At 63.4% G+C, this 24,783-nt stretch carries 25 protein-coding genes; 13 read left to right on the top strand and 12 right to left on the bottom strand.

Annotated elements, in window-relative coordinates; translation table 11 throughout:
- Positions 1 to 45 precede the first annotated feature (45 nt).
- Together ACFOKJ_RS00320 and xseA are read right to left on the bottom strand one after the other, a co-directional pair.
- Positions 46 to 495 (bottom strand): DUF4442 domain-containing protein, encoded by a 450-nt coding sequence (locus ACFOKJ_RS00320; RefSeq protein ID WP_390275988.1) that lies wholly within the window; start codon positions 493 to 495, stop codon positions 46 to 48.
- A 68-nt stretch (positions 496 to 563) separates the two neighbouring features.
- Positions 564 to 1,919, bottom strand: a complete 1,356-nt coding sequence (xseA, locus tag ACFOKJ_RS00325) for an exodeoxyribonuclease VII large subunit (RefSeq protein WP_390275989.1) — start codon at positions 1,917 to 1,919, stop codon at positions 564 to 566.
- Between the two features lie 368 nt (positions 1,920 to 2,287).
- On the opposite strand from xseA, the gene ACFOKJ_RS00330 reads away from it, so the two are divergent.
- From ACFOKJ_RS00330 to adk, 6 genes are read left to right on the top strand one after another with little or no spacing between them, the layout of a single operon-like run.
- Positions 2,288 to 2,899, top strand: a complete 612-nt coding sequence (locus ACFOKJ_RS00330; protein WP_390275990.1) for a MotA/TolQ/ExbB proton channel family protein — start codon at positions 2,288 to 2,290, stop codon at positions 2,897 to 2,899.
- Positions 2,900 to 2,901: 2 nt separating this feature from the next.
- The gene (locus ACFOKJ_RS00335) at positions 2,902 to 3,321 is read left to right on the top strand and encodes an ExbD/TolR family protein (RefSeq protein ID WP_390275991.1); all 420 of its coding nucleotides are present in this window, start codon (positions 2,902 to 2,904) and stop codon (positions 3,319 to 3,321) included.
- A gap of 38 nt (positions 3,322 to 3,359) precedes the next feature.
- Complete coding sequence (lpxK, locus tag ACFOKJ_RS00340) at positions 3,360 to 4,325, top strand: tetraacyldisaccharide 4'-kinase (RefSeq protein WP_390275992.1); 966 nt, start codon at positions 3,360 to 3,362, stop codon at positions 4,323 to 4,325.
- Positions 4,315 to 4,497, top strand: coding sequence for a Trm112 family protein (locus tag ACFOKJ_RS00345; protein WP_390275993.1), 183 nt, complete (start codon positions 4,315 to 4,317; stop codon positions 4,495 to 4,497). Before lpxK ends, ACFOKJ_RS00345 begins: the two co-directional genes overlap by 11 nt.
- Positions 4,494 to 5,261, top strand: a complete 768-nt coding sequence (gene kdsB, locus ACFOKJ_RS00350; RefSeq protein WP_390275994.1) for a 3-deoxy-manno-octulosonate cytidylyltransferase — start codon at positions 4,494 to 4,496, stop codon at positions 5,259 to 5,261. Before ACFOKJ_RS00345 ends, kdsB begins: the two co-directional genes overlap by 4 nt.
- Positions 5,262 to 5,288: 27 nt before the next feature.
- Complete coding sequence (gene adk / locus ACFOKJ_RS00355) at positions 5,289 to 5,945, top strand: adenylate kinase (protein ID WP_390275995.1); 657 nt, start codon at positions 5,289 to 5,291, stop codon at positions 5,943 to 5,945.
- A 238-nt stretch (positions 5,946 to 6,183) separates the two neighbouring features.
- Here the strand turns inward: adk and ACFOKJ_RS00360 are convergent, their stop codons facing one another.
- Together ACFOKJ_RS00360 and ACFOKJ_RS00365 are read right to left on the bottom strand one after the other, a co-directional pair.
- The gene (locus ACFOKJ_RS00360; protein ID WP_390275996.1) at positions 6,184 to 7,815 is read right to left on the bottom strand and encodes a DUF3369 domain-containing protein; all 1,632 of its coding nucleotides are present in this window, start codon (positions 7,813 to 7,815) and stop codon (positions 6,184 to 6,186) included.
- Positions 7,812 to 9,353: a sensor histidine kinase gene (locus ACFOKJ_RS00365; protein WP_390275997.1), complete on the bottom strand. Its 1,542-nt coding sequence runs from the start codon at positions 9,351 to 9,353 to the stop codon at positions 7,812 to 7,814. Before ACFOKJ_RS00365 ends, ACFOKJ_RS00360 begins: the two co-directional genes overlap by 4 nt.
- A gap of 186 nt (positions 9,354 to 9,539) precedes the next feature.
- Here ACFOKJ_RS00365 and htpG point away from each other — a divergent pair, with 186 nt between their 5' ends.
- Positions 9,540 to 11,444 (top strand): molecular chaperone HtpG, encoded by a 1,905-nt coding sequence (gene htpG, locus ACFOKJ_RS00370; protein ID WP_390275998.1) that lies wholly within the window; start codon positions 9,540 to 9,542, stop codon positions 11,442 to 11,444.
- 113 nt (positions 11,445 to 11,557) lie between these two features.
- Positions 11,558 to 11,830, top strand: coding sequence for a TfoX/Sxy family protein (locus ACFOKJ_RS00375; protein ID WP_390275999.1), 273 nt, complete (start codon positions 11,558 to 11,560; stop codon positions 11,828 to 11,830).
- An 82-nt stretch (positions 11,831 to 11,912) separates the two neighbouring features.
- Here the strand turns inward: ACFOKJ_RS00375 and ACFOKJ_RS00380 are convergent, their stop codons facing one another.
- A complete protein-coding gene (locus ACFOKJ_RS00380; RefSeq protein WP_390276000.1) occupies positions 11,913 to 12,521 on the bottom strand; it encodes a glutathione S-transferase family protein in 609 nt (202 codons plus the stop codon).
- Positions 12,512 to 12,805: a hypothetical protein gene (locus ACFOKJ_RS00385; protein ID WP_390276001.1), complete on the bottom strand. Its 294-nt coding sequence runs from the start codon at positions 12,803 to 12,805 to the stop codon at positions 12,512 to 12,514. The genes ACFOKJ_RS00380 and ACFOKJ_RS00385 overlap by 10 nt, the downstream gene beginning before the upstream one ends.
- A 92-nt stretch (positions 12,806 to 12,897) precedes the next feature.
- Between ACFOKJ_RS00385 and ACFOKJ_RS00390 the strand changes: the two genes are divergently transcribed.
- The 3 genes from ACFOKJ_RS00390 (at position 12,898) to ACFOKJ_RS00400 (ending at position 15,968) form a co-directional block, all read left to right on the top strand.
- A complete protein-coding gene (locus tag ACFOKJ_RS00390) occupies positions 12,898 to 13,803 on the top strand; it encodes a LysR substrate-binding domain-containing protein (protein ID WP_390276002.1) in 906 nt (301 codons plus the stop codon).
- A gap of 81 nt (positions 13,804 to 13,884) precedes the next feature.
- Positions 13,885 to 14,472 (top strand): 3'-5' exonuclease, encoded by a 588-nt coding sequence (locus ACFOKJ_RS00395; protein ID WP_390276003.1) that lies wholly within the window; start codon positions 13,885 to 13,887, stop codon positions 14,470 to 14,472.
- Positions 14,473 to 14,570: 98 nt separating this feature from the next.
- Complete coding sequence (locus ACFOKJ_RS00400) at positions 14,571 to 15,968, top strand: exonuclease domain-containing protein (RefSeq protein WP_390276004.1); 1,398 nt, start codon at positions 14,571 to 14,573, stop codon at positions 15,966 to 15,968.
- 72 nt (positions 15,969 to 16,040) lie between these two features.
- On the opposite strand, the gene ACFOKJ_RS00405 is transcribed toward ACFOKJ_RS00400, so the two are convergent.
- Genes ACFOKJ_RS00405 through flhB form a run of 6 tightly spaced genes read right to left on the bottom strand, consistent with a single transcriptional unit; the run spans position 16,041 to position 23,187 of the window.
- Positions 16,041 to 16,790, bottom strand: a complete 750-nt coding sequence (locus ACFOKJ_RS00405; RefSeq protein ID WP_390276005.1) for a flagellar motor protein — start codon at positions 16,788 to 16,790, stop codon at positions 16,041 to 16,043.
- Between the two features lie 44 nt (positions 16,791 to 16,834).
- Positions 16,835 to 17,581: an RNA polymerase sigma factor FliA gene (locus ACFOKJ_RS00410; RefSeq protein WP_390276006.1), complete on the bottom strand. Its 747-nt coding sequence runs from the start codon at positions 17,579 to 17,581 to the stop codon at positions 16,835 to 16,837.
- Positions 17,582 to 17,583: 2 nt separating this feature from the next.
- Positions 17,584 to 18,444 carry a MinD/ParA family ATP-binding protein gene (locus ACFOKJ_RS00415; protein WP_390276007.1) on the bottom strand — a complete coding sequence of 287 codons (861 nt, stop codon included), beginning with the start codon at positions 18,442 to 18,444 and terminating at the stop codon, positions 17,584 to 17,586.
- A gap of 3 nt (positions 18,445 to 18,447) precedes the next feature.
- Positions 18,448 to 19,914: a flagellar biosynthesis protein FlhF gene (gene flhF / locus ACFOKJ_RS00420; protein WP_390276008.1), complete on the bottom strand. Its 1,467-nt coding sequence runs from the start codon at positions 19,912 to 19,914 to the stop codon at positions 18,448 to 18,450.
- 3 nt (positions 19,915 to 19,917) lie between these two features.
- Complete coding sequence (gene flhA, locus ACFOKJ_RS00425; RefSeq protein WP_390276009.1) at positions 19,918 to 22,011, bottom strand: flagellar biosynthesis protein FlhA; 2,094 nt, start codon at positions 22,009 to 22,011, stop codon at positions 19,918 to 19,920.
- A gap of 6 nt (positions 22,012 to 22,017) precedes the next feature.
- A complete protein-coding gene (gene flhB, locus ACFOKJ_RS00430; protein ID WP_390276010.1) occupies positions 22,018 to 23,187 on the bottom strand; it encodes a flagellar biosynthesis protein FlhB in 1,170 nt (389 codons plus the stop codon).
- Between the two features lie 180 nt (positions 23,188 to 23,367).
- Here flhB and ACFOKJ_RS00435 point away from each other — a divergent pair, with 180 nt between their 5' ends.
- Both ACFOKJ_RS00435 and ACFOKJ_RS00440 read left to right on the top strand, forming a co-directional pair.
- A complete protein-coding gene (locus ACFOKJ_RS00435; RefSeq protein ID WP_390276011.1) occupies positions 23,368 to 24,162 on the top strand; it encodes a thymidylate synthase in 795 nt (264 codons plus the stop codon).
- Positions 24,159 to 24,647, top strand: a complete 489-nt coding sequence (locus ACFOKJ_RS00440; protein WP_390276012.1) for a dihydrofolate reductase — start codon at positions 24,159 to 24,161, stop codon at positions 24,645 to 24,647. The genes ACFOKJ_RS00435 and ACFOKJ_RS00440 overlap by 4 nt, the downstream gene beginning before the upstream one ends.
- Positions 24,648 to 24,783: the final 136 nt, after the last annotated feature.

Here is a 24,783-nt window from a genome sequence, read left to right on the forward strand (position 1 = left end):
GGTGCGGCGAGTGGCGGGTGTTGGTAGCCCGCCCGTTACGTACGCTCAGCGCTCCTGCTTGCGGCGGATGTACAGCGTCTTGTTCACCCGCGCCACCAGTTCCCCCTGCTGGTCGGTGATGTCCACCGTCAGTTGCGGCAGGTGTTTGCTGCCATCGGCGGTGGCGCTGCGGGCTGCCTGCAGCCAGGCCTCGTCCAGCTGGAAGCGGGCGGTCACCGTGCCGCGCCCCGGCTTGATGTAGTCGATGCTGCCGGCCTTGTCCCACACGATGTAATCCTTACCCAGGTTCTTCAGCGTCATCAGCATGAAGAAGGGGTCGGTCATCGAATACAGGCTGCCGCCGTAATGCACGCCTACGTAGTTGCGGTTGCTCAGCCCCAGGCGCAGCCGCACCTCCACCTGGCGCCAGTCCGGCGCGATGCGGCCAACGCGGATGCCGGCGCCGAGGAATGGCGGCCACAGGTTGAACACGAATTTGGCGAGGCGATGGTGCATGGCAGTAGTGAAACGTTTGTTTTAATTTGCCTATCGTCGATAAATCGTCAGCTGCCGTCAAGCGCCGTTCAGAACGGCAGCTGGCACTGCGTGCCGCGCTCCTGCTCCACCCGGGCGTGGGCGCGGCCCTCGGCCAGTTGCAGCTGGATGGCTTCGCCATCGCGTAGCTGTGCCGGCGAGTGGATCACCTGGCCCGCCTCGTTCTGCACGATGGCGTAGCCGCGTGCCAGCACCGCCTCCGGGTTCATGGCGAGCAGGGTGGCTTCCAGCTTGCCCAGTACCAGTTGCTGCTGCGCCAGCTGGCGATGCACTGCGTTGTGCAACTGCTGGCTGCGCTGCTGCAAGGCCTGCTGCAGGCGGGGCAAGGCGGGCTTGCCCTGGGCCAGGCGCAGGCGCAGGCTGTCCAGCCGCCATTGCCGCTGTTGCAGCTGCGTGTGCAGCCTTTGCTGCAGGCGCTGGCGATATTGCGTCAGGCGTTCCTGCTGCTGGCGCAGGCGCTCGCCCGGGTGCTGCAGGCGGCGGCCGAGGTAATCCAGCTGCTGGCTCTTGTCGGTAAGCAGCCGCGCCAGCGCGCGTTCCAGCTGGCGGCGGGTGAGGTCCAGCCCCTGCTGCAATGCCTCGCGGCTGGGCGATACCAGTTCGGCGGCGGCGGTGGGGGTGGGGGCGCGGCGGTCGGCGACGAAGTCGGCAATGGTGAAGTCGGTTTCGTGGCCGACACCGCTGACTACCGGCAGCTTGCTGGCGAAGATGGCGCGCGCCACCGCTTCATCGTTGAACGCCCACAGATCCTCGATGCTGCCGCCACCACGGCAGACAATCAGCACGTCCACCTCGGCGCGACGGTTGGCCGCATGGATGGCGGACACGATCTGTGCCGGCGCCGTGCTGCCCTGTACCTGGCAGGGGTAGAGAATCACTTCGATGCCTGGCATGCGCCGACGCAGGGTGGTTACCACGTCGCGCAGCGCGGCGGCAGCGGGAGAGGTGACGATGCCTACCCGGCGCGGGCTGGCGGGCAGTGGCTGCTTGTGTTGATTGTCGAACAATCCTTCGGCTTCCAGCTTGGCCTTCAGGCGGGCAAATGCCTCGTACAGCCGGCCCAGGCCAGCCGCTCGCAGGGTGTCGACGCTGATCTGGTAGTCGCCGCGTGCCTCGTACAGGGTAACGGTGCCGCGCAGCTCCACCTGCATGCCTTCGCTGAGGCGAAAATCCAGCTGCGACAACTTGTTACGGAACATCACGCAACGAATCTGCGCGTTGCTGTCTTTCAGCGAGAAATAGCCGTGGCCGGATGCTGCCAGGGTAAGGTTGGAAATCTCGCCGCCGATCCACATCGGTGGCAGGCCGGATTCCAGCAGGTCGCGCGCCATGCGATTCAGCGTGGCGACCGAGATGACGTCGTTTTGGTTGGCGGGGAAAAACATGCTTGTCAAGTCATCCACAGCGGGTTGTTCGGGGGGCGCACAAGCGATTGTTGTTTGTGCATGTCATGCGCGGTGGGCATTTAAAAAAACAAAAACCTTGTAAATCAATGCCTTGGCATGGTGGTGCAAAATGTGGGCATTCCAGTGTCAGGCGCATGGCTGCTGGTTTCGGCACGCGACTGTGCTATTCATCCACAGAGTTATCCACAGATTTTGTGGATGGCGACTAAAAATCCTGAAAAAATCGATACTTACGGCGGGAACTTAAATTGCATTCACGATGCATCATGCCGCGCTGCTGTGTGTTGCGCCAATGCAGCCTACCCGATAAAGTTTAGCGCTTGCCCAATCACGGGAGAATCCCCATCGTGTTGTCCATCATCGAAGCCGCCGGATGGCCTATCTGGACCATCATCATCGCCTCGGTTGTCTCCCTGACCATTACCCTGGAACGTTTTTACAGCCTGCGCACGCCGCTGGTGGTACCCAAGGGCCTGCTGGCGCAGACGCTGCAGGAATATCGCCGTGCCGGCGCATCCCGCGATGCCGTAGTGGAACTGCAGCGCCACTCGCCGCTGGGCCGGCTGTTTGCCGCCGGTCTGCGCCAGGTGGGCAGCAACCGCGAAGTCATGAAGGAAGCCATCGAGGACGAAGGCCGCGTGGTGGCGCATGAACTGGGCCGCTACCTGACCACGCTGGGCACCATTGCCGCCATGTCGCCGCTGCTCGGCCTACTGGGCACGGTGATCGGCATGATCGACATCTTCGGCTCGCAGTCTCCGGCCGGCGCCGACCCGCGGGCACTGGCGCACGGTATTTCCGTGGCGCTGTACAACACCGCCTTCGGCCTGATCGTGGCCATTCCCAGCATGATGTTCTATCGCCACTTCCGTGCCCGCGTGGATGATTTCCTGGTGGAAATGGAAGCGCAGGCGGTACGGCTGGTGGAAGCCATTCACGGCGAGCGTCGCGGAGACTGAGCATGAATTTTCGACGCCACGGCCAGCGGGAAGAGCCGGAAATCAACTTCATCCCGCTGATCGACCTGCTGCTGGTGATCCTGATCTTCCTGATGGTGACCACCACCTATTCGCGTTTTTCCGAGCTGCAGGTGAATTTGCCGCAGGCGGAGGGCAAGAGTAACGAGCAGAAAAACAGCCCGCTGCGGGTGGAAGTCAGCCGGCAGGGGGAATACCGCGTCAACGGCCTGGCGCCATCGGCTCCCGGTGTGGCCGGCTTGAGCGAGCTGCTGAAGACACAGGCTGCCGGCAAGAGCCAGCCGGTGGTGATCATCAATGCCGATGCCGCCGCCACCCACCAGTCGGTGGTGACGGTAATGGAGGCGGCGCGCTTCGCCGGCTTGAGCCAGCTGACTTTCGCCACCCAGACGGGGCCGAAGTGAACCGGCTGGAGCAACACTGGTACCAGCCGCGCTGGTGGATGACAGCCCTTCTGGCCTTGCCCGAAGGGCTGTTTGCACTGTTGGCCGCATCGCGTCGCCTGCTGTTCCGCCATGGCTTGTTGCGTAGTCGCAAGCTGCCGGTACCGGTGGTGGTGATCGGCAACATCAATGTGGGCGGGGTAGGCAAGACGCCGCTGACGCTGGCGCTGCTGCAGGCCTTTGCCGCCCGTGGCGTCAAGGTGGGGGTGATCAGTCGCGGCTATGGCGGCAGCCATCAGCAGCCTACCGTGGTGGGCAGCGATACTCCGGCCAGCCTGGTGGGCGACGAGCCGCTGCTGCTGGCGGGGGCTGGCGCACCGGTAGTGGTTGGCCGCAACCGGGTGGCGGCGGGCGAATTGCTGCTGCGGCATCATCCGGAAGTCGAATTGCTGCTCAGCGACGACGGGCTGCAACATTACGCCATGCAGCGCGCGCTGGAGATCGTGGTGATCGACGGCGAACGCGGCCTGGGCAATGGTCACCTGCTGCCGGCAGGCCCCTTGCGCGAGCCGGCTGCAAGGCTCGCCAGCGTGGATGCGGTGGTGATCAACGGCGAGCACCGCACGGCGCTGGACTGGCCGCCGCAGCTGCCGCTGTTTCGCCAGCGGCTGTTGCCCGGTACTTTCCAGCACCTGGCCGGCAGCCAGCCGCCGCGCCAGGCTGCTGATTTCGCTGGTATGAAAGTGGTGGCGATGGCTGGTATCGGCAACCCGGAGCGTTTCTTTGCCACCCTGCGTGGACTGGGGCTGGTGTTGCAGCGCACGATCGCCTTGCCGGACCACCACGACTTTGTAACCACGGACATTCCAGACGATGCCGATGCGGTAATTGTTACCAGCAAGGACGCGGTCAAGTTGCAGTGCGTCAATCATGCTAGACTATGGTTCCTGCCGGTTACGGCACAGCTGGAGCCGGATCTGGCCGGCTGGATTTTGTCCCGATTGAAAGAATTCCATGGACGCTAAATTTCTCGAAATTCTGGTATGCCCGCTGTGCAAGGGCCCGCTGGTGCATGACAAGGCCAAGCAGGAGCTGATCTGCAAGGGCGACCGCCTGGCCTTCCCGCTGCGCGACGGCATCCCGATGATGCTGGAAAGCGAAGCGCGCGAGCTGGCGCCCGAGGAAGAAGTGCAATGAACGACTTCCTGGTGGTGATTCCGGCGCGGCTGTCTTCCAGCCGGCTGCCGGAAAAACCGCTGGCCGACATCGGCGGCAAGCCGATGGTGGTGCGCGTGGCGGAACGGGCGCGCCTGTCTGCTGCCACGCGCGTAGTCGTGGCTACCGACCACCCGCGCATCCTGGCGGTGTGCGAACAGCATGGCGTGGAAGCCGTGCTGACCCGTGACGATCACCCCAGCGGCACCGACCGCCTGGCGGAAGTCGCCAGCCTGCTGGCGCTGCCGGACGATGCCGTGGTGGTGAATGTGCAGGGTGACGAGCCGCTGATCGAGCCGGCGCTGATCGACCGCCTGGCCGCGTTGCTGGGCGAGAGTAGCGCGCCGATGGCCACCCTGGCCCACGATATCCATAGTGCTGCCGACATGTTCAACCCGAACGTGGTCAAGGTAGTGCTGAACAAGCAGGGGCATGCGCTGTACTTCAGCCGTGCACCGATCCCTTTTGCGCGCGATGCCTTTGCTACCAGCAAGGAATCGTTGCCGGCCGGTCTGCCGGTATATCGCCACATCGGCATGTACGCCTACCGCGCCAGCCTGCTGCACACCTACAGCCAGCTGGCCCCCGCCCCACTGGAGCAGTTCGAGGCGCTGGAGCAGCTGCGCATGCTGTGGCATGGCCATGCCATTGCCGTGGAGTGCGTGGCCGAGGCGCCCGCTGCCGGCGTGGATACCCCGGAAGACCTGGAACGGGTACGCGCCGTGGTGGCTGGATCCACCCGATAACACAACAAGTACTGATGGGAGTAAACGATGAAGCTGATTCTGTTGGGCGCTCCGGGCGCTGGTAAAGGCACCCAGGCCAACTACATCAAGGAAAAGTTCGGCATTCCGCAGATTTCCACCGGCGACATGCTGCGCGCCGCGGTGAAGGCCGGCACTCCGCTGGGCCTGGAAGCCAAGAAGATCATGGATGCCGGCGGTCTGGTGCGTGACGACATCATCATCGGCCTGGTGAAAGAGCGTATTGCCGAGGCCGATTGTGGCAACGGTTTCCTGTTCGACGGTTTCCCGCGCACCATTCCGCAGGCCGAAGCCATGAAAGAAGCCGGTGTGGACATCGACTACGTGGTGGAAATCGACGTGCCGGATGAAACCATCATCGACCGCATGTCCGGCCGCCGCGTGCACGTGGCTTCCGGTCGTACCTACCACGTGAAATACAACCCGCCGAAAGCGGAAGGCGTGGACGACGTGACCGGCGAGCCGCTGGTGCAGCGTGACGACGACAAGGCCGAAACCGTGAAGAAGCGCCTGGACGTGTACCACGAGCAGACCGAAGTGCTGGTGGGTTTCTACTCGCAGATGGCCGCTTCCGGCGACAGCAAGGCACCGAAGTACGTGAAGGTAAACGGCGTACAGGCCGTTGAAACCGTACGCGATCAGGTGTTTGCCGCACTGGGTGCCTGATCTGGCTGTAAAGGGCGATAAGCCAGCCATGCCGTTCACTTTACAAGTGAACGGCATTTTCTTTATGGGGTGAAGGTTGGCCGCATGCCTGCTGCCGGATTGTGTACCGCTTGGCCGCAAGGTAGGGGGGCAAAGGCCCCGGGCCATGCCCACCGGCAAGGTAGCGGTGCTGGCTGATGGTGGGCACGTTACGCTTTGCCCACCCTACAAAAAAAGGGCGGGATATCCCGCCCTTTGTTCATGTTGCCGGCTGTTCGCCGCGATGGATCGGCCCCAGCAGCATCGGCGGCAGCTTGCTGCCGTTCACCAGCCGCTGCAGCGCGGTGACTACCAGCGGGTCGAACTGGCTGCCGGAGCGGCCGGCAATGTAGTCCATTACCTCCTGCAGTGGCCATGGCTGCTTGTATGGCCGCTTGTGCAGCAGGGCGTCGAACACGTCCACCACCGCCACGATGCGTGCTGACAGCGGTATCTCCTGGGCGCTGAGCTTGTTGGGGTAGCCGCTGCCATCGAAGTATTCGTGGTGGCCACCGGCAATCTCCGCCCCCACCGACAGGTAGCTGACGCCTTCCACCATGGCGCTGGCCTTGCGCAGAATGTTGGCACCGATGCTGGCATGTTGTTCCATGATGATGCGCTCGTCCGGATCCAGCCGGCCGGGCTTGAACAGGATGTGGTCCGGCGTGCCCACCTTGCCCACATCGTGCAGGATGCTGGCCATGCCTATCATGTCCATGAACGCCGGGGTCAGGTCCTGCGGATAGGCATCCATCTCCTTTAGTTCGCCGGCAATGGCATCGCTCAGCTGCTGTACCCGCAGCACGTGCTCGCCGGTATCGGTGTCGCGGAATTCCGCCAGGTCGGCCAGCGCCACCACGGTGGCTTCCTGCGATTTCACCAGCTGGCTGTACAGGTACAGGTTGTCGTAGGCGGAGGAAATACGCTGGCAGAATACCTCCAGCAGGTCGCGCTCCACGTCTTCCAGCGGCCACTGCGGCGAGAAATGCACCACGAATTCACGGCCGTTCTGCGAGGCGATGTACAGCACGTCCACCGGGTGGCGGTACAGGCTCTGCTTGTTGTGCAGGGTTTCCACGATGGCGGCATGCAGTTCCGGATAGCTATTCTGCATGTCCTCGGCGCTGCGCCCCAGCAGCGGCTCGAAGGCGCCGGTGGCGGCCAGGATTTCCAGCTCCGGGCGTGCGGCCAGGTCGTGGCCGGTGTTTTCCATGCACAGCACGCCATCGGTGCCGATATCCAGGATGGCGCTGATCTGTTTCAGCACCCCGGAGGCAAATTCGCGCAGCGAGCGCAGCTGGTACAGGTCGGCGGCGCCTTCCAGGATCTTGGACAGGCCCTGGCGGTTCTTTTCGATGGCAACCAGATTCTCGTAGGCGCGCAGCGAAGAGATCACGGTGGTGAACAGCTTCTGAACCGTGAGCTCGGTCTTGGTCTTGTAGTCGTTGATATCGTAATTGAGGATGACTTCCTGCTCCGGCGCCTGGCCCGGCTGGCCGGTACGCAGCACGATGCGCGCCAGGCGGTTGCCCAGCTCGTCGCGGATGCGGTGCACCAGGTCCAGGCCGGCGCTATCGGTTTCCATCACCACGTCCAGCAGGATCAGCGCCATGTCATCATGCTGGCGCAGCAGCTCGTAGCCTTCGCGCGCGCTGTAGGCGCTCAGCAACTCCAGTGGCCGCTCCTTGTAGACCAGATCCTTGATTGCCAGCCGGGTGGCACTGTGCACATCCTTTTCATCGTCGATGATCAGGATCTTCCATGCCTTTCTGGCCGGGCAGGTTTCCGCCCCGGAGGCATCGGCATCGTCGTCCAGCAGCCAGTCGTCGTTATTGTTTTCCATGCTGCTCATGCTTGCTCCTCATGCTTGTTTTCCGGTGCGCACAGTGGCAGCAGCAGGGTGAAGCGGGTCCCCTTGCCCACTGCGCTGTCCACGTTGATCTGTCCGCCCAGCCGTTTGAATACGATGTTGAACACGATATGCAGGCCAAGCCCGCTACCGCCGCTACCACGGCGGGTGGTGAAGAAGGGTTCGAAGATACGCGACATGTTTTCCGCCGCAATGCCCTTGCCGCCATCACTGATCACCAGCTGCACCGCATCCTGGGCCGCTAACGATGCCTGAATACTGATGATGCCCTGCTGATTTTCATCATAGGCATGTGTCAGGGCATTCATCACCAGATTGGTGACCACTTGCGACAGCGCCCCAGGGTAGCTGTCCATGCATAGCTCCGGCGGGCAGTCGATCTGCACTTCGATATGGCTGCGGCGCAGCTTGGGGCGCAGGCTGGTGATGATCTCATGCAGATAGTCGCCCAGCTCGAACTCGCGTCGTGCCTCGCTGGTCTGGTCCACCGCCACCTGTTTGAAGCTCTGGATCAGGTTGGCCGCACGTTCGGCATTGCTCAGGATCAGGCTGCTGGATTCCTCGGCATCCTTCAGGTAGTCCTGCAGGTCGCTTTTTCGGATCTGGCCGCTGCTGAACTGGCTGCCGATCTGGTGGGTAGTCATGGCCAGGTGCGAGGCGGCGGTAAGGGTAATGCCCACCGGGGTATTGATCTCGTGCGCCACGCCGGCTACCAGCGAGCCGAGCGATGCCAGTTTTTCGGTCTTGATCAGCGTGTCCTGGGTGGCGAGCAACTGCTGATAGGCCTGCTCAGCCAGCTCTTTCTGCTCCAGCGCGGTGGCTTCGGCCTGGCGGCGGCGGCCCAGTTCGGCACTGATGGTATGGATGATGGCGTTGACGCCGTGAATCAGCTCGGAAAACTCGCTGAAGCGCGCCTCCGGCAATTGTGGCGTGTTTTGCCCGTCTGGCGCAGCTGCCCGCAGCAGGGCACGCTGCAGCTGGTTGATGGGGGCGAATACATAGCTGCGCAGCAGCAGGATCAGGATCAGCGACAGTACCACCACAATCAGCAGTGCCTGCATGCCCTGGCGCAATAGCTCATGTTCCAGTCGCTGGGTGATGCGGTCCCGCGACAGGTAAACCTTCACGGTACCCAGGTTGTCGCGTTGCTGGTAGATGATGGGCAGGCTCAGCACTTCGTCGCCGCTGGGCTGCTCGCCGCGGGAAAGGTAGACCAGCGCCCCGTCGGCATTGCGCTGGCGGCCCAGGTACAGTCCGGCATCGCCTTCTACGCGCATGGCCACTACGATGGGTGATTTCAGCTCCGCATCCAGTGTCAGGCGGATGAACTCGTCATCCAGCTGCCACACGCCATGTGGCAGCGACAGTGCCAGCCGCTGCTGCAGGCCGGCTTTCTGTGCGGTGTAGTCACGCTCTTCGCTGCCGAGCGTGCTTTCATAGGAAACGAAGCCGGTGATGCCCAGAGTCAGTAGCAGCACCAGCACAATCCAGGTAATCAGTCTTGTTTTGATACTGCGCATTGCTGCCCCCCATGGCAGTCCTGGCCGGCAAGAGCGGCCTGCGTGCTGTAACGGTGTGACTGAAACATTAACCATGGTGAACTGTTGGTGCCATGTGTGCAAGGTATCGCAGGGTACAGGTATTGAAATCCAGGGCGCTGGCCTTACTTTTCGCTCACCACTGTTCAACCTAAGCACATCACTACCATGAGCGCACAGAAAGAAACCCTGGGTTTTCAGACCGAAGTCAAACAGTTGCTGCAACTGATGATCCACTCCCTGTATTCCAACAAGGAGATCTTCCTGCGTGAGCTGGTGTCCAACGCCAGCGACGCGGCCGACAAGCTGCGGTTCGAGGGTCTGAACAACGCGGCCCTGTTCGAGGATGATCCGGAGCTGAAAATCCGCATCAGCTTCGACAAGGACGCCCGCACCATCACCATCGCCGACAACGGCATCGGCATGAGCCGCGACGAAGTCATCGCCAACATCGGCACCATTGCCAAATCCGGCACCAAGGCCTTCTTCGAGCAGCTGTCCGGCGACGCCAAGAAAGATGCCAACCTGATCGGCCAGTTCGGTGTGGGCTTCTACTCCGCCTTCATCGTAGCCGACAAGGTAACGCTCACCACCCGCCGCGCCGGCAGCGCCAGCAGCGAAGGCGTGCGCTGGGAGTCGCAGGGCGAGGGCGATTTCACCCTGGAGCAGGTGGAGAAGGTTGGCCGCGGCACCGAAATCGTGCTGCACCTGAAAGAAGGCCAGGACGAGCTGCTGAACGACTGGTCGCTCAAGCGCATCGTGCGCACCTACTCCGACCACATCTCCATCCCCATCGAGATGAAGAAGGGCAACAGCTACGGCGAGAACGGCGAAGTCATCGTCAGCGAAGACTTCGAAGTGGTGAACGAGGCCTCCGCGCTGTGGACCCGCAGCAAGAACGACATCAGCGAAGAGCAGTACCAGGAATTCTACAAGCACGTGGCGCACGACTTCAGCGACCCGCTGGCCTGGAGCCATGCCCGCGTGGAAGGCCGCCAGGAGTACACCGAGTTGCTGTACATCCCGTCGCGCGCGCCGTTCGACATGTGGGACCGCGACCGCAAGCAGGGTGTGAAGCTGTACGTGCGCCGCGTGTTCATCATGGAAGACAGCAACAAGCTGATGCCGCAGTACCTGCGCTTCGTGCGCGGTGTGATCGACAGCAATGACCTGCCGCTGAACGTATCGCGCGAGATCCTGCAGGAGTCCAAGGACATCGATGCCATCCGCGCCGGTTGCGTGAAGAAGGTGCTGGGCCTGCTGGAAGACCTTGCGGCCAACGATCAGGACAAGTACGCCACCTTCTGGAAAGAGTTCGGCCAGGTGCTGAAAGAGGGCGTGGGCGAGGACTTCGCCAACAAGGAACGCATCGCCAAGCTGCTGCGCTTCGTTTCCACCAGCTCGGAAGGTGATGTGCCTACCGTGTCGCTGAGCGACTACGTTGGCCGCATGAAGGAAGGCCAGGACAAGATCTACTTCATCACCGCCGATAGCCTGTCTGCCGCGCGCAACAGCCCGCACCTGGAAGTGTTCAAGAAGAAGGGCGTGGAAGTGCTGCTGCTCACCGACCGCGTGGACGAGTGGGTAACCGGCTCGCTCACCGAGTTCGACGGCAAGAAGCTGCAGTCGGTGGCCAAGGGCGCGCTGGATCTGGGCGCGCTGGAAGACGAAGCCGACAAGGCCGCGCAGAAGCAGGTGGAAGAAGCCGCCAAGCCGCTGGTGGAATTGGTGCAGAAGGCGCTGGGCGAGCGAGTGCAGGACGTGCGCGCCACCGCCCGCCTGACCGACAGCCCGGCATGCCTGGTGGTGGGTGAGCACGACATGAGCGCCCACCTGGAACGCATGCTGAAGGCTGCCGGTCAGCCGGTGCCGGAAGGCGCCAAGCCGACGCTGGAGATCAACCCGGAACACGTGCTGGTGAAACGTCTGGCAGCAGAAAGTGACGACGGCCGTCGCGAAGACCTGGCGCATGTGCTGTATGACCAGGCGCTGCTGGCCGAAGGCGGCAAGCTGGAAGACCCGGCGGCATTCGTGAAGCGCATCAACAAGCTGATGCTGGAACTGTCGGCCTGAGGCTGCGGCTGATGGCGGATCCCCCTGGCGGGTATCTGCCCTACGGCTGAATCGCTAATGCCTGAACCGCCGCTGCCCACCGGGCGCGGCGGTTTTTTCTGGTGGAGGAAGCCATGGCGGACGAGTGGCGCAATCTGGGGCCGAAATCGCGACAGATGCTGGCCGCAGCTGGCATTACCGAGTGGGCACAGCTGGAGGCACTGGGCGCGGTGGCGGCCTGGTTGCGGGTGAAGGCAGTGTGGCCGGGCGCCTCGCTCAACCTGCTATGGGCACTGCAGGGCGCGCTTTGCGACCTGCCCTGGCAACAGGTGGCGCGCGAACAGCGCCTGAGCCTGCTGCTGGCGCTGGAGCAAGAAGTGCAGGTTCAGTCACAGCGTGGGGATTGAGTCGTAGGGCGGAAGCCCCACAGGGGCGTTCAGCCGGGGTGAGGACAGCTTGCGGCCAACCCAAGGTTGGCCGCATGCCGTTTCATTCGAACGGGTAGGCGCGGAAAGCCGGCTGCTGCTCGGCCTGCGCGCTCCAGGCGTGCAGCGCGGGGTAGCTGTCGATTGCCACCAGTTCCGGCGTCCGTTCGATAATGAAGCGCCAGGCCACGGCAATGCTCAGCGTGGCCTGATCCAGTTGCTCGGCCTGCGGCGCATGGCGCTGCAGATAGCTTTCCATCAGCAGGCAGGCGGCGTTCAATTGCTCGGCCACCCGCTCCAGCCACGGCGCATGGCGTGCTGCGGCCGGGCGCAGCTGGCACTCGTAGTAGGCCTGCACCGCCTTTTCCATTGCCGCCAGTGCCAGCCCGACGCCGTGCAGCACATGCTGGCGGGCGGGCAATGCTTCTGGCAGCAGTCGGCGCTCTGCCGGTACCAGCCGCTCCAGGTAGTCGAGGATCAGGCTGGAATCCATCAGCGTTTCACCGTCGTCGCACACCAGGGTGGGCACCTTGATCACTGGGTTGATCTGGCGGAATTCCGGCATGTTGCGGAACACCGATAGCGGCAGGTGCTGCCAGGGCAGCTCCAGCAGATGCAGCGAAATCGCCACCCTTCTGACATAGGGTGAATCCAGCATGCCTATCAGTTGCATGACACCTCCCGTTGTGCATTGTGTACCGAGATGCCGCCCAGTTGCAGGTCGCTGCCGCGCGTCGCCCGCTGCGGCGGTACCGGCAGCAGATCCAGGCGGCCATTACCTTCCAGCAGCAGTTTACCGGCCGGCAACGCCGCCTGCTCGCCTGCCTGCAGGCAGATGTCTTCGCCATTGATGCTCAGCCAGTGCGCACCACTCAGCGCGCGCACCTGGCCGGGGCGCACCAGCTGCAGCACCAGCAGTTCCTGCCGTTGCAGGGTCAGATGCAGTACGTGTTCCATAGCGTTTCCCTCCAAGTAGTGTTGCTACTATAAGCTGGTGAAAAACAAAGAAAAATTGATGATTTCTGCCAATTCATGTTAGTTTTTCTTACATGAAAGCCCTGCCGCCCCTCACCGCGCTGCGCAGTTTCGAGGCCGTTGCCCGCCTGGGTGGCATTACCCGTGCCGCCGGCGAACTGCACGTTACCCACTCCGCTATCAGCCAGCAGATCCGCCTGCTGGAAGAGCTGCTGGGAGTGACCTTGTTCATGCGCGAAGGCCGCGGGCTGCGGCTTACCGAAGAAGGCCGCTTCTACGCGCTGCAGATCCGCTCCGGCTTGGCGGAACTGAGCGAAGCCACCCGGCTGGTGCAGGCGCGTCCGCGCGAGGGCGATCTGGCGGTGGCGGTGCTGCCGTCGTTCGGTTCGCAGTGGCTGCTGCCGCGGCTGCACCGCTTCCAGGCGCTGTACCCGCGCTACCGGGTGAGCATCCGCGCCAGCCTGGACATTCTCGATCTGCGTCAGGGGCTGGTGGATGTCGGCATCCGCATCGGTCAGGGCGACTGGGAGGGGCTGCAGCAGCAGAAGCTGTTCGACGACGAATTGCTGATGGTGGCGGCGCCGACTTTCAACGGCGGCAATTTGCCGCAGACGCCGCAGCAGGTGATGGCCGGGCCGCTGATCCGCTCGGTGGAAAGCTGGCAGCCGTGGTGCCAGCTGGCCGGCATCGAGGAGCCGGGCGAGGCCTGGCTGTGGATCAACGATTCCAACCTGATCCTGGAGATGGTGCGCCAGGGGCAGGGCATTACCCTGGAGCGGCGCAGCCTGGTGCAGCGCGACCTGGAAGCCGGCCGGCTGGTGCAGCTGACCGGCATCGTGGCGCCGTATCCCTATCCGTGCTGGCTGGTGTGGCCGCCGCGCGAAAGCTCGCGCTACAAGCAGGAAATCTTCGCCGCCTGGCTGCAGCAGGAGGTGGCCGACTACCTGGCCACGCTGCCGACAGCGGCCAGCAAGCGCTAGCCATTGCGGCAAGCGGTGTTGGCCGCATTTTCGGCAAATATCTATCGCAACGGCGCCTGTTCTGCGCTACCGTGTCGCCCCATGAAGATCACCCGCCATATCCCCCGCGACGAGATCAAGGCGCTGCCGGAGTTTGCAGGCCTGGCCTTGCCGCAGATCACCCTGGTGCAGGACGAGACCGCGCTGGAGGCTGCCGTAACCCGGCTGGCCGCCGAGCCGGTGCTGGGCTTCGATACCGAGTCGCGGCCAACCTTCCACAAGGGGCAGCAGCCCACCGGGCCACACCTGGTGCAGCTGGCGACAGCCGACCACGCCTGGCTGTTCCCGCTGGGAGAGGGGCCGATGCCGGCAGCATTGGCCGCCTTGCTGGCTCGTCCTGGGTTGACGCTGGCCGGCTTCGACCTGAGCTCGGACCGCGCGCATCTGAAAAACCGCTTCGGCGTGACCGATCTTGCGCTGCTGGATCTGGGCAATCTGTTCCACTGCGAGGACAAGCGGCTGACCATCGGCGCGGTGCAGGCAGTGGCACAGCTGTTCGGCCAGTATTTCCGCAAGTCGAAGAAGGTATCCACTTCCAACTGGTCGCTGCGCCAGCTCAGCGAGGCGCAACAGCGCTATGCGGCCAACGATGCCTGGGTGGCGTACCGGGTGTGGCAGGCGCTGCACTAGTGTTGCCGGGTGGCAGAGATGAAGCTGCCCCCGATTCGTGGTAGTCTCATCGCCCCGCCTTCCGGCGGGGTTTCCTTTTTGTATTCATCGAGTTCAGCATGCTGTTTGATCGCCCCCTTGCCATTGTCGACCTGGAAACCACCGGCGGCCACATTACCCGCGACCGCGTCACCGAAGTGGGGGTGATCCTGATCGATGGCGAACGGGTGGAGCGCTTCGACATGCTGGTGAATCCGGGGCAGAACATCCCGCTGTTCATCGAGGAGATGACCGGCATCAGCAATGCCATGGTGGCCGATGCGCCGCCGTTTGCCGCAGTGGCCGAAGGCCTGCTGGAGAAGCTGCAGGGCCGGCTGTTCATCGCCCACAATGTGCGCTTCGACTATGGCTTTCTGAAGAACGAATTCAAGCGTGTCGGCATCAAGTTCCGCAGCGAGGTGCTGTGCACCGTCAAGCTGTCGCGCAAGCTCTACCCGCAGCACTACAAGCACAACCTGGACAGCATCATTGAACGGCATGCCATCCAGCTGCCATCGCGCCACCGCGCCATGGCCGATGCCGAGGCGCTGTACCAGTTCCTGCAGCAGTCGCTGGACACGCTGGGGCGCGTGGCGGTGGAGGCTGCCGCCCGCGAGCTGATGGCGCTGCCGTCGGTACCGCCTGGGCTGGACCCGGAGGTGATGGACGAGCTGCCGGACGTGCCGGGGGTGTACCTGTTCTACGGCGAAAATGCGCTGCCGCTGTACGTGGGCAAGAGCACCAATCTGCGCAAGCGGGTGCTGTCGCACTTTGCCGGCGACCATCGCCAGCACAAGGAAATGCGCATCAGCCAGCAGATCAAGCAGGTGGAGTGGCACGAGACCATCGGCGAGTTCGGTGCGCTGCTCAACGAACTGCTGCTGATCAAGTCGCTGAAGCCCATCCACAACCATCGCGGGCGGCTGGAGCAGGAGCTGTGTTCCATCCAGCTGCAACAGGGCGGTAGCGGTTTCCTGCTGCCGCGGGTGGTGTATGCCCGCGATGTGGACTTCTCGCGGCTGGACAGCCTGTACGGGCTGTTCCGCAATCAGAAAGAAGCCAAGAAAGCGCTGACCGAGCTGTGCGAAGCCAACGGCCTGTGCCAGACCTGCTTGCAGCTGGAAAAGCGCGGCGCGCGCAAGGGCGCCTGTTTTGCCCACCAGATCGGCCGCTGCAAGGGCGCCTGTATCGGCAAGGAAGATGCCGACATGCACAATATGCGGCTGCTGCATGCGCTGGCGCGGCTGCAGGTTAAGAGTTGGCCGTATGCCGGCCAGGTGGCGGTGCGCGAGACCGACCCGGTAAGCGGCGAGTGGGAAGAGTTCCTGTTCGACCGCTGGTGCTACCTGGGCTCGCGCCGGCAGGGCGACAGCCAGCCGGTGGGCAAGCCGCGCTTCGACCACGATGTCTACAAGCTGCTGAGTGCCTTCCTGCGCAAGCCCACCGACAATGCCGAGCTGCTGGAGCTGCCGCGCTAACTCTGCAGCTGCAACCGCAAACGACAACGCCCGCAAACTGCGGGCGTTGTGGCGTGGATACTGCCGCGCGGTTCAGTCGGCAATGGCCAGGTAGCCACGCAGACGGGCGTCGATCTGGCGCGGGTTCTCGCCGTTGGCAATTGCCACCACGCCCTCGATCACCAGCTCGCGCGCGGTGCTTTCCAGCGTGATCAGGTGCTTGAGCTTATTGGCCATCGGCAGGAACAGCAGGTTGGCCGCACCTACGCCATAGACGGTGGCGACAAAGGCCACCGCGATGCCGCCGCCCAGTTTGGCCGGGTCGGACAGGTTTTCCATCACGTGGATCAACCCCAGCACCGCGCCCAGAATGCCCATGGTAGGGGAGTAGCCACCGGCGGATTCCCAGGTTCTGGCCGCCAGCCGGCGTGCCTGCTCGTGGGTTTCCAGCTCCACTTCCAGTACTTCCCGGATCAGCTGTGGCTCGGCGCCATCCACCAGCAGTTGCAGCGCCTTGCGGGTGAACGGCTCCTTCTGGCTGTTGAGATTGGCTTCCAGCGCCAGCAGGCCGTTGCGGCGCGCGGTATTGCTCCAGCCGACGATGTCCCTGATCTGCTTGTCGTATTCGAAGTTTGGGGGAACGAACACCCACTTTGCCATCTGCAGGCCGGTAACGAACTGGCGCGGCGTGGATTGCAGCATTACCGCGCTGGCGGTGCCGCCGATCACGATCAGGAAGGCGGTGACCTGAATCAGCGAGGCAATATTGCCGCCTTCCAGCGCCTGACCAGCCAGAATGGCGGTCAGTCCCCCCAGGATGGCGATAAAACTGATCTTGTCCAAGATTGACGGTTCCGTTTCTTATTGGCGGCCAAGGGTTGGCCGCATTACATCCATTCGCGCAGGCGGCTGCGCAGGCGGGTCACCGCCTGGCTGTGCAGCTGGCAGACACGCGATTCCGACACGCCGAGCACGGCGCCGATTTCCTTCAGGTTCAATTCCTGTTCGTAGTACAGGCTCATTACCAGCTGGTCGCGTTCCGGCAGCAGCTTGATGGCTTCCACCAGCGCCGCGCGAAACTCGCCGCTGGACAGAATATCCGCCGGTTCCGGGCTGTTGTGATCGGCCACGTTTTCCACCTGGTTGGCCATGCCGCCACCGTCGTCGTCTTCGTGGTCGTGAAAATGCACCAGGCTGATGCCGCGACATTCGCCCAGCATGTCCTGGTATTCCTCCAGTGGCAGCTGCATGAAGTCGGCGATTTCGCTTTCCAGTGGCGGGCGGCCCAACTGCTGTTCCAGCTTGTGGATGGCATCTTCGATCTGGCGCGAATTGCGGCGCGTCTGGCGCGGCATCCAGTCTTCGCGACGCAGCTCGTCCAGCATGGCACCGCGGATGCGCTGGCTGGCGAAGGTTTCGAACTGCACGCCCTGGCTGGCATCGAACTGCTTGGCGGCTTCCATCAGGCCGATGATGCCGACCTGGATCAGGTCGTTGATATCCACGCTGGCCGGTAGCCGCGCCACCAGCATGCTGGCCAGCTTCTTCACCAGCGGGGTGTAGCGTTCAATGTCGATCTGCTCGCGGGTGGCGGCAACCTGCGCATAGGCACGCATCTTGTTGTGGGTTGCCATGGTCAGTGTCCTGTCAGGTCTGCAAGTGATTTGGTGGTGGTCAACAATTGTTCCAGATAACTGCTGCGTTGCGCATTGCTGTCCGGAGCATGCCAGCGTGGCAGCATCTGTGCCAGCTGGCGACAGGCTTGCGCCGCTTCGCAGTCGGCAAATGCCTCTACCGTGGGCCGGCGCAGGGTCTGGCTCTTGCGCAGGGTGTTGTCCAGCGGCACGAAACCCACCCAGCGCAGCGCCACCGACAGGTAATCGCCGGCCACCGCGCTCAGGCGGGTGAATACTGCCTGTGCTTCGTCGAAGTCGCGAGCGCGGTTCACCAGCACATTGAAGCGGCGGCGCGCATAGTCGCCGGCCAGTCGCTTGAGGGTGGCATAGCCCTGGGTGAGGCTTTCCGCATCCGGGCTCAGTACCAATACTAGATTGTCGGCGATGCACAGCGGCGTCGGGTCATCCACCAGCTGTGGCGCATCGATCAGCAGCACGCTGTTATCGGCTTCCAGCGCGGCGAACTCGCTGACCAGCCGCCGCCACAGCCGGGGCGACATGCGGGTGCGTTCCTCGCTGCTGGCTACCAGGTTGATCAGGTTCAGGCCGTAGCGGTTGCTTACCAGCAGGTCGCTTACGCCGCCCAGGCTGATCGACAGGCTGGCAAAGCTGGCACTGGTCGGCAGCCCAAGGCGGCGCGCCTGGTGGTTGCCCGGCTGGTGTTCCACCAGTAGCGGGCGCTGGCCGCTCATCGCCAGCGCGGCCGCCAGTTCGCCCACCACGCTGCTCACACCGCTGCCTTCGCCACCAAAAAACGCGAAGGCCGGTGGATAGTGGGATTGCGCGTTGGCCTGGCGCAGGCCGGATGCCTGGTCAACCATGTCTTACCCCAGCCAGCCGGATTGCGCGGCATTGACGAGACTCAGCTCGTCGCCGGACGGGTTGAACGGCGAGTGCTGCTGGGCCGCACGCAGTGCACGGTCAATCAGCAGCTCGGCATGCGCGGCATGGATGTCTTCCGGCACGCGCTGGCCGTTGGTGACATAGAACAGGCGCAGGCGGTTGCGGATTACCACGTCCAGGCTGGGGCCCAGCGCCAGTGCCTCGTCGATCTTGGACACGATGGCGCCGGCCAGGCCGTCGCCCTTGTAGTGGCGTACCACGTCTTCCAGCGTGTGGCCGTCGGCGTTGGCCGCCAGCAGCAGCAGGCGCTGCACCGGGCGGCCGGCCTGGCTGAACATTTCCAGCTGGGTCTGCACCCGCGCATCGCGCTGGCTCATGCCCACGGTGTCGATCAGCACGATCTTGCGCGGGGTGAGGTCGGCCAGCGTCAGTTGCAGATCGCCTTCGTTCTGCACCGAGAACACCGGCACGCCGAGAATCTTGCCGTAGATGCGCAGCTGGTCCTGGGCGCCGATACGGTAGGTGTCGGTAGTGATCAGCGCCACGTTCTGCGCGCCATGGCGCATGGTGGCGCGCGCGGCCAGCTTGGCCACGGTGGTGGTCTTGCCCACGCCGGTGGGGCCGACCAGCGCAAAGATGCCGCCGACCTCGATAGGGTCGTGCTGCGGGTCCATGCACTTGAGGTTGTGGATCAGCGCCGAGCGCGCCCACTTTTGCGCCACGTCGCCGTCGTACTGCGGCGGCAGCTTCTGGGTGAGCTGGCGGATCAGCGCCGAGCTGAAGCCGGCGGTGAGCAGATGGCGGAACAGTTCGGCGCGGTTGGGGCTGCGCTGCTCCATGTCCGACCAGGCAAAGCCGGCCAGCTGGCTTTGCAGCAGGCTGCGCAGCTGCTTGATTTCGTCGCTGATCTGCTTGAGTTCCTGCGACATCTGCTCGCGGTCGGCATCGTTTTCGGCGGCGCCGGCGCGGCTGGTAGCTGCCGGCGCGGGCGCAGGCCGGCGACTGGTGTTCTGCTGTACGTGCTGCAGGAAGGATTGCTTAGCCTCCCGTTCCGGCTCGGCGGCAGGCGCTTGCGGTGGCGGCGCCGGCGGCTCTTCCAGCGGCTCCACCGGCATGGCGTAGGTACGGGCCAGCGCGCGGTTCACCGCCGGGGCCGGGTTGGCCGCAGATCTGGCTGCCTGTGGCGGTGCTGCCCGTGGCGTGGCTGGGGGCGTGGCCGCTGCCGTCGGTGCCGCCGGTGGCGCGGCATTGCGCGGCGGCTTGGGCTGCGCCGGCGGGGTGAAGGTGGTGGCCAGCGCGGACACGTCAGCATCGGCAACCGCCATGATCTCTACCCCACCGCCCAGCGTCGGGCGATTGGACAGGATCAATGCATCAGCGCCAAGTTCTTCCCGAACCTGGCGCAGTGCATCGCGAGTTGTTTTGCCGTAGAACTTTCTGACGACCATGCGTTAGCCTTTGCTCCCCCCAATCACCGCAATTATACGAATGGATTTGCTGTCGGGTATCTCATTATGAGAAATGACCCGCAGTTGCGGCAGTGCCCGGCGCAAGAAGCGTGCCAAAAGCGGTCGTAAACCGGGCGGTGTCAGCAGCACCGGATTGTAACCCTGATTTTCAACATGTTCTGTCTGATGCGCGGCATTGGACAGCAGATTCTCCGCCAGCCCCGGCTCCAGCCCGCCGCCGGCCTTGCTGTTTACCGCCTGCATCAGGATGTTTTCCAGCTGCGGCTCCAGCGTCATCAGTGGCAGTTCCTGCTCGCCGGGGAACAACTGCTGCACGATGGCGCGCGACAGCGCGGTGCGCACCGCGCTGGTCAGGTCGTCGATATCCGGGGTGATGCCGACATGGTCGGCCAGGGTTTCGATGATGGTGCGGAAGTCGCGCAGGTGGATGCCGTCCAGCAGCAGCTGCTGCAGTACCTTTTGCAGCGTGCCGATGGCCACCACCTTGGGTACCAGGTCCTCGATGAGCTTGGGCGCTTCCTTGGCCACGTGCTCGATAAGCGCCTGCACCTCCTCGCGGCCCAGCAGCTCGGCGGCGTGGGTCTGCAGCAGGTTGGACAGGTGGGTGGCCACCACGGTGCTGGCATCCACCACGGTATAACCCAGGTTCTGCGCTTCGTCGCGCTTGGCGGCGTCGATCCAGATGGCCGGCAGGCCGAAGGCCGGGTCGGTGGTGGGCATGCCTTGCAGCTCGCCGCTTACCTGGCCGGGGTTGATGGCCAGGAACTGGCCGATATAGGCCTCGCCCTGGCCGATTTCCACGCCCTTGAGCAGGATGCGGTAGGCATTGGGGCGGATTTCCAGGTTGTCGCGGATATGTACCGGCGGCACCAGAAAGCCCAGCTCCTGCGCCATTTTCTTGCGGATGCCACGAATGCGGCGCAACAGCTCGCCGTCCTGGTCGCGGTCCACCAGCGGAATCAGCCGGTAGCCCACTTCCAGTCCCAGTGCATCCACCGGCTGTACGTCTTTCCAGCCCACTTCCGCCAGCGGCTGCTCCAGCACGGCTGGCGGCGGTTGCTCGCCCGCCGGTGGCGCGGCAGCTGCCACCGTTTTTTGTTGTTCGGCCTTTTCCAGCCAGCGGGCAGTGCCTGCCAGTATGCCGGCAATCAGCAGGAAGGCCAGGTGCGGCATATTGGGAATCATGCCCAGCAGGCCGATAACCCCGGCGGTGAGGTAGAGCACGGTAGGGTTGGCGAACAGCTGGCCGGCCAGCTGCTCGGAAATCCCCTTCTCGGTGCCGACGCGCGCTACCACCATACCGGCGGCGGTGGAGATGATCAGCGCCGGGATCTGCGCCACCAGACCGTCACCGATGGTCAGCAGGGTATAGGTTTCCGCCGCGGTGGCCACATCCAGATCGTGCTGCACCACGCCGATGATCAGGCCGCCGACGATGTTGATCACCATGATCAGGATGCCGGCCACGGCATCGCCGCGCACGAACTTGGAGGCACCGTCCATGGAGCCGAAGAAGTTGGCCTCTTCCGCGATCTTGCCGCGGCGGCGCCGCGCCTCGTCCTCGCCGATCAGGCCGGCGTTGAGGTCGGCATCGATCGCCATCTGCTTGCCGGGCATCGCGTCCAGGGTGAAGCGGGCGGATACCTCGGCGATACGGCCGGCGCCCTTGGTGATCACCACGAAGTTGATGATGGTCAGGATCACGAACACCACGATACCGATGGTGATGTTGTCGCCGATCAGGAAGTGGGCGAACGATTCGATCACCGCACCGGCGGCATCGGCGCCGGTATGGCCTTCCAGCAGGATGATGCGGCTACTGGCTACGTTCAGCGACAGCCGCAGTAGGGTGGTGACCAAGAGCAGGGTAGGGAAGGAGGAGAACTCCAGCGGCTCGCGGGTGTTCACCCCCACCATCAGCACGATGATCGAGATGGCGATGTTGAAGGTGAAAAAGATGTCCAGCACCAGCGGCGGTAGCGGCAGCACCATCATCGACAGCACCAGCATGATCAGGATCGGGCCTGCCAGGGTGTTGACGTCGATTTTTCTCAGCAGTTCTAGAAGCTTGTTCATGCCGCGTTAGAGGGGGCCGGTGGGCGCAGTATGTTGATTGCGTTTGCTTTCAGGGTCAAGCTCGGGCGGCACTTGCAGCTGTTCCGGGAACACCGGACTGCTGCCACCGCGCTTTTCGTATTCTTCCAGCTGGAAAACATAGGCCAGAACCTGTGCGGCGGCAGTGTACAGCTTGCTCGGCACGTCTTCTTCCAGCTCCACGTTGAAATACAGCGCGCGGGCAAAGCTGGGCGCGCGTACCACGGTTACCTGATGCTCCCTGGCTTTTTCGATAATGCGCTCTGCCAGCTTCAGCGAGCCCTTGGCTATCAGCTTGGGGGCGGCCATGCCGTCTTCGTAGCGCAGCGCCACCGCGTAGTGGGTAGGGTTGGTCACGATCACATTGGCCTTGGGCACTTCCTGCATCATGCGCTTGCGCGCCGCCTCGCGCTGCAGCTGGCGGATGCGGCCTTTCACTTCCGGCGAGCCTTCCTGCTCCTTGTATTCCTGCTTCAGCTCGTCCTTGGTCATGCGCAGGTTCTTCTGGTACTGCCACAGCTGGTAGGGCACATCCAGCAGCACCAGCAGCAGCATGGCGCCCACCACCATGATGAAGGTGTGTTCCATCAGCCCCAGCAGGTGGATCTGCGCCTTGTCCAGCGGCATGGATACCAGGCCAGCCAGGTCGCCGCGCTCGTTCCAGATCACCCAGGTGGCCACGCCGCCGATCAGCGCGCTTTTCAGGATCGCCTTGGTGCCTTCCGCCACCGCCTGCAGCGAGAACATGCGCTTGATGCCGCTGGCCGGATTGAGCTTGCCGAAGTTGGGCATGAAGCCCTTGCTGGTGAAGTTCCAGCCGCCAATCGCCATCGGCGTGGCCACGGCCACCACCAGCAAGGCGCCCAGCAGTGGCGCAATGGCAAACATGCTGTCCCACAGGCTGCGGCGGAAATGTTCCAGGATCAGCGCGCCGCTGGCGGCCTTGCCCTGGTTGAAGGTGAACCAGTCCACCAGCAGCTGGTGCAGGAACTGGTAGATATTGCTGCCGGTCGCCATCAGCAGCGCGAGACCGGTTGCGGTAATGGCAAAGGTGGACAGTTCGCGCGAGCGCGGCACATTGCCTTCCTTGCGGGCTTGTTCCAGCCGCCGGGGCGAGGGCGCTTCGGTGCGGTCTTCCTTGTCGCTTTCTTCTGCCATGAGGGTCGCGTATCGATGAATGAATGGCCAACAAACGGCGATGGTAGCCGATTGCTGCCATGCTGCGTTGGTGTTTAATCAATCGGACAGGCCGCAGACGGGCAATCGCAGGCAGGTTGGCCGCAGCAGGCCGGGAAAAGGTACAATCGCGCGATTCGAAAAATGCATGTTGAGGTAGTGATGAAGCAATACCTGGATCTGATGCGCCACGTGCTGGAGCATGGCACCGACAAGGCCGACCGCACCGGTACCGGCACGCGCTCGGTATTCGGCTACCAGATGCGCTTCGACCTGGCGGAAGGCTTTCCGCTGGTTACCACCAAGAAATGCCATCTGCGCTCCATCATCCACGAACTGCTGTGGTTCCTGACCGGCGATACCAATATCCGCTACCTGAAGGAACACGGGGTATCGATCTGGGACGAGTGGGCCGACGAAAACGGCGACCTGGGGCCGGTGTACGGCTACCAGTGGCGCAGCTGGCCGGCGCCGGACGGCCGCCATATCGACCAGATCAGCAATGTGCTGGACATGATCCGCCGCAATCCGGACTCGCGCCGCTTGATGGTGTCGGCGTGGAACCCGGCGCTGGTGGACGAAATGGCGCTGCCGCCGTGCCACAGCCTGTTCCAGTTCTACGTGGCGGACGGCAAGCTGTCCTGCCAGCTGTACCAGCGCTCGGCAGATATCTTCCTCGGCGTGCCGTTCAATATCGCCAGCTACGCGCTGCTGACCATGATGGTGGCGCAGGTGTGCGGCCTGCAGCCGGGCGAATTCGTGCACACCCTGGGCGATGCACATATCTATAGCAACCACTTCGATCAGGCGCGGCTGCAGCTGTCGCGCGAACCGCGTGCGCTGCCCACCATGCGCATCAACCCGGAGGTGAGCGACCTGTTCGCCTTCAAGTTCGAGGACTTCACGCTGGAAGGCTATGACCCGCACCCGCACATCAAGGCGGAGGTGGCGGTATGAGGCCAACCCTCACCCTGGTGGCGGCGATGGCCCGCGACAATGTGATCGGCATCGACAACACCTTGCCGTGGCACCTGCCGGAAGATCTCAAGCATTTCAAGGCGGTGACGCTGGGCAAGCCGGTGATCATGGGGCGCAAGACCTTTGACTCCATCGGTCGGCCGTTGCCGGGGCGACTGAACATCGTCATTACCCGCCAGGCAGACTGGCAGCATGAGGGCGTGAGCGTGGCGCACTCGCTGCAGGATGCGCTGGCGCTGGCCGGCGCGGTGGATGAGGTATGCGTGATCGGTGGTGCCAACCTGTATGCGCAGGCACTGCCGCTGGCCGACAGGATGTGCCTGACGCATATCGCACTGGATATTGCCGGCGACGCACACTTTCCGCAGTGGCAGGCGGCGGAATGGCAGTGCAGCGAAGGGGAAGAGCAACTTGCGGCCAACGGTTTGCGTTACCGCTTTGCCGATTACCAGCGCCAGCGCTGATATGGTTTGGTAACAAAAAAGCGGCCAACTAGCCGTAATGCCGTTCACTTAAGCAAGTGGACGGCATTTTTCATGGTGCGAATCTTGCTCATATCCCGGCCAAGTTAACTCTGACACTCTGGCTCCAATGGTTGGC

The sequence above is a fragment of the Vogesella amnigena genome, assembly GCF_042648905.1.
In the GTDB taxonomy this organism is placed as follows: Bacteria; Pseudomonadota; Gammaproteobacteria; order Burkholderiales; family Chromobacteriaceae; genus Vogesella; species Vogesella amnigena.

Coding starts and splice junctions, on each gene's coding strand:
- ACFOKJ_RS00320 (WP_390275988.1), bottom strand. CDS start 495: ATGCACCATCGCCTCGCCAAATTCGTGTTCAACCTGTGGCCGCCATTC.
- xseA (WP_390275989.1), bottom strand. CDS start 1,919: ATGTTTTTCCCCGCCAACCAAAACGACGTCATCTCGGTCGCCACGCTG.
- ACFOKJ_RS00335 (WP_390275991.1), top strand. CDS start 2,902: ATGAATTTTCGACGCCACGGCCAGCGGGAAGAGCCGGAAATCAACTTC.
- lpxK (WP_390275992.1), top strand. CDS start 3,360: ATGACAGCCCTTCTGGCCTTGCCCGAAGGGCTGTTTGCACTGTTGGCC.
- ACFOKJ_RS00345 (WP_390275993.1), top strand. CDS start 4,315: ATGGACGCTAAATTTCTCGAAATTCTGGTATGCCCGCTGTGCAAGGGC.
- kdsB (WP_390275994.1), top strand. CDS start 4,494: ATGAACGACTTCCTGGTGGTGATTCCGGCGCGGCTGTCTTCCAGCCGG.
- adk (WP_390275995.1), top strand. CDS start 5,289: ATGAAGCTGATTCTGTTGGGCGCTCCGGGCGCTGGTAAAGGCACCCAG.
- ACFOKJ_RS00360 (WP_390275996.1), bottom strand. CDS start 7,815: ATGAGCAGCATGGAAAACAATAACGACGACTGGCTGCTGGACGACGAT.
- ACFOKJ_RS00365 (WP_390275997.1), bottom strand. CDS start 9,353: ATGCGCAGTATCAAAACAAGACTGATTACCTGGATTGTGCTGGTGCTG.
- htpG (WP_390275998.1), top strand. CDS start 9,540: ATGAGCGCACAGAAAGAAACCCTGGGTTTTCAGACCGAAGTCAAACAG.
- ACFOKJ_RS00375 (WP_390275999.1), top strand. CDS start 11,558: ATGGCGGACGAGTGGCGCAATCTGGGGCCGAAATCGCGACAGATGCTG.
- ACFOKJ_RS00380 (WP_390276000.1), bottom strand. CDS start 12,521: ATGCAACTGATAGGCATGCTGGATTCACCCTATGTCAGAAGGGTGGCG.
- ACFOKJ_RS00385 (WP_390276001.1), bottom strand. CDS start 12,805: ATGGAACACGTACTGCATCTGACCCTGCAACGGCAGGAACTGCTGGTG.
- ACFOKJ_RS00390 (WP_390276002.1), top strand. CDS start 12,898: ATGAAAGCCCTGCCGCCCCTCACCGCGCTGCGCAGTTTCGAGGCCGTT.
- ACFOKJ_RS00395 (WP_390276003.1), top strand. CDS start 13,885: ATGAAGATCACCCGCCATATCCCCCGCGACGAGATCAAGGCGCTGCCG.
- ACFOKJ_RS00400 (WP_390276004.1), top strand. CDS start 14,571: ATGCTGTTTGATCGCCCCCTTGCCATTGTCGACCTGGAAACCACCGGC.
- ACFOKJ_RS00410 (WP_390276006.1), bottom strand. CDS start 17,581: ATGGCAACCCACAACAAGATGCGTGCCTATGCGCAGGTTGCCGCCACC.
- ACFOKJ_RS00415 (WP_390276007.1), bottom strand. CDS start 18,444: ATGGTTGACCAGGCATCCGGCCTGCGCCAGGCCAACGCGCAATCCCAC.
- flhF (WP_390276008.1), bottom strand. CDS start 19,914: ATGGTCGTCAGAAAGTTCTACGGCAAAACAACTCGCGATGCACTGCGC.
- flhA (WP_390276009.1), bottom strand. CDS start 22,011: ATGAACAAGCTTCTAGAACTGCTGAGAAAAATCGACGTCAACACCCTG.
- flhB (WP_390276010.1), bottom strand. CDS start 23,187: ATGGCAGAAGAAAGCGACAAGGAAGACCGCACCGAAGCGCCCTCGCCC.
- ACFOKJ_RS00435 (WP_390276011.1), top strand. CDS start 23,368: ATGAAGCAATACCTGGATCTGATGCGCCACGTGCTGGAGCATGGCACC.
- ACFOKJ_RS00440 (WP_390276012.1), top strand. CDS start 24,159: ATGAGGCCAACCCTCACCCTGGTGGCGGCGATGGCCCGCGACAATGTG.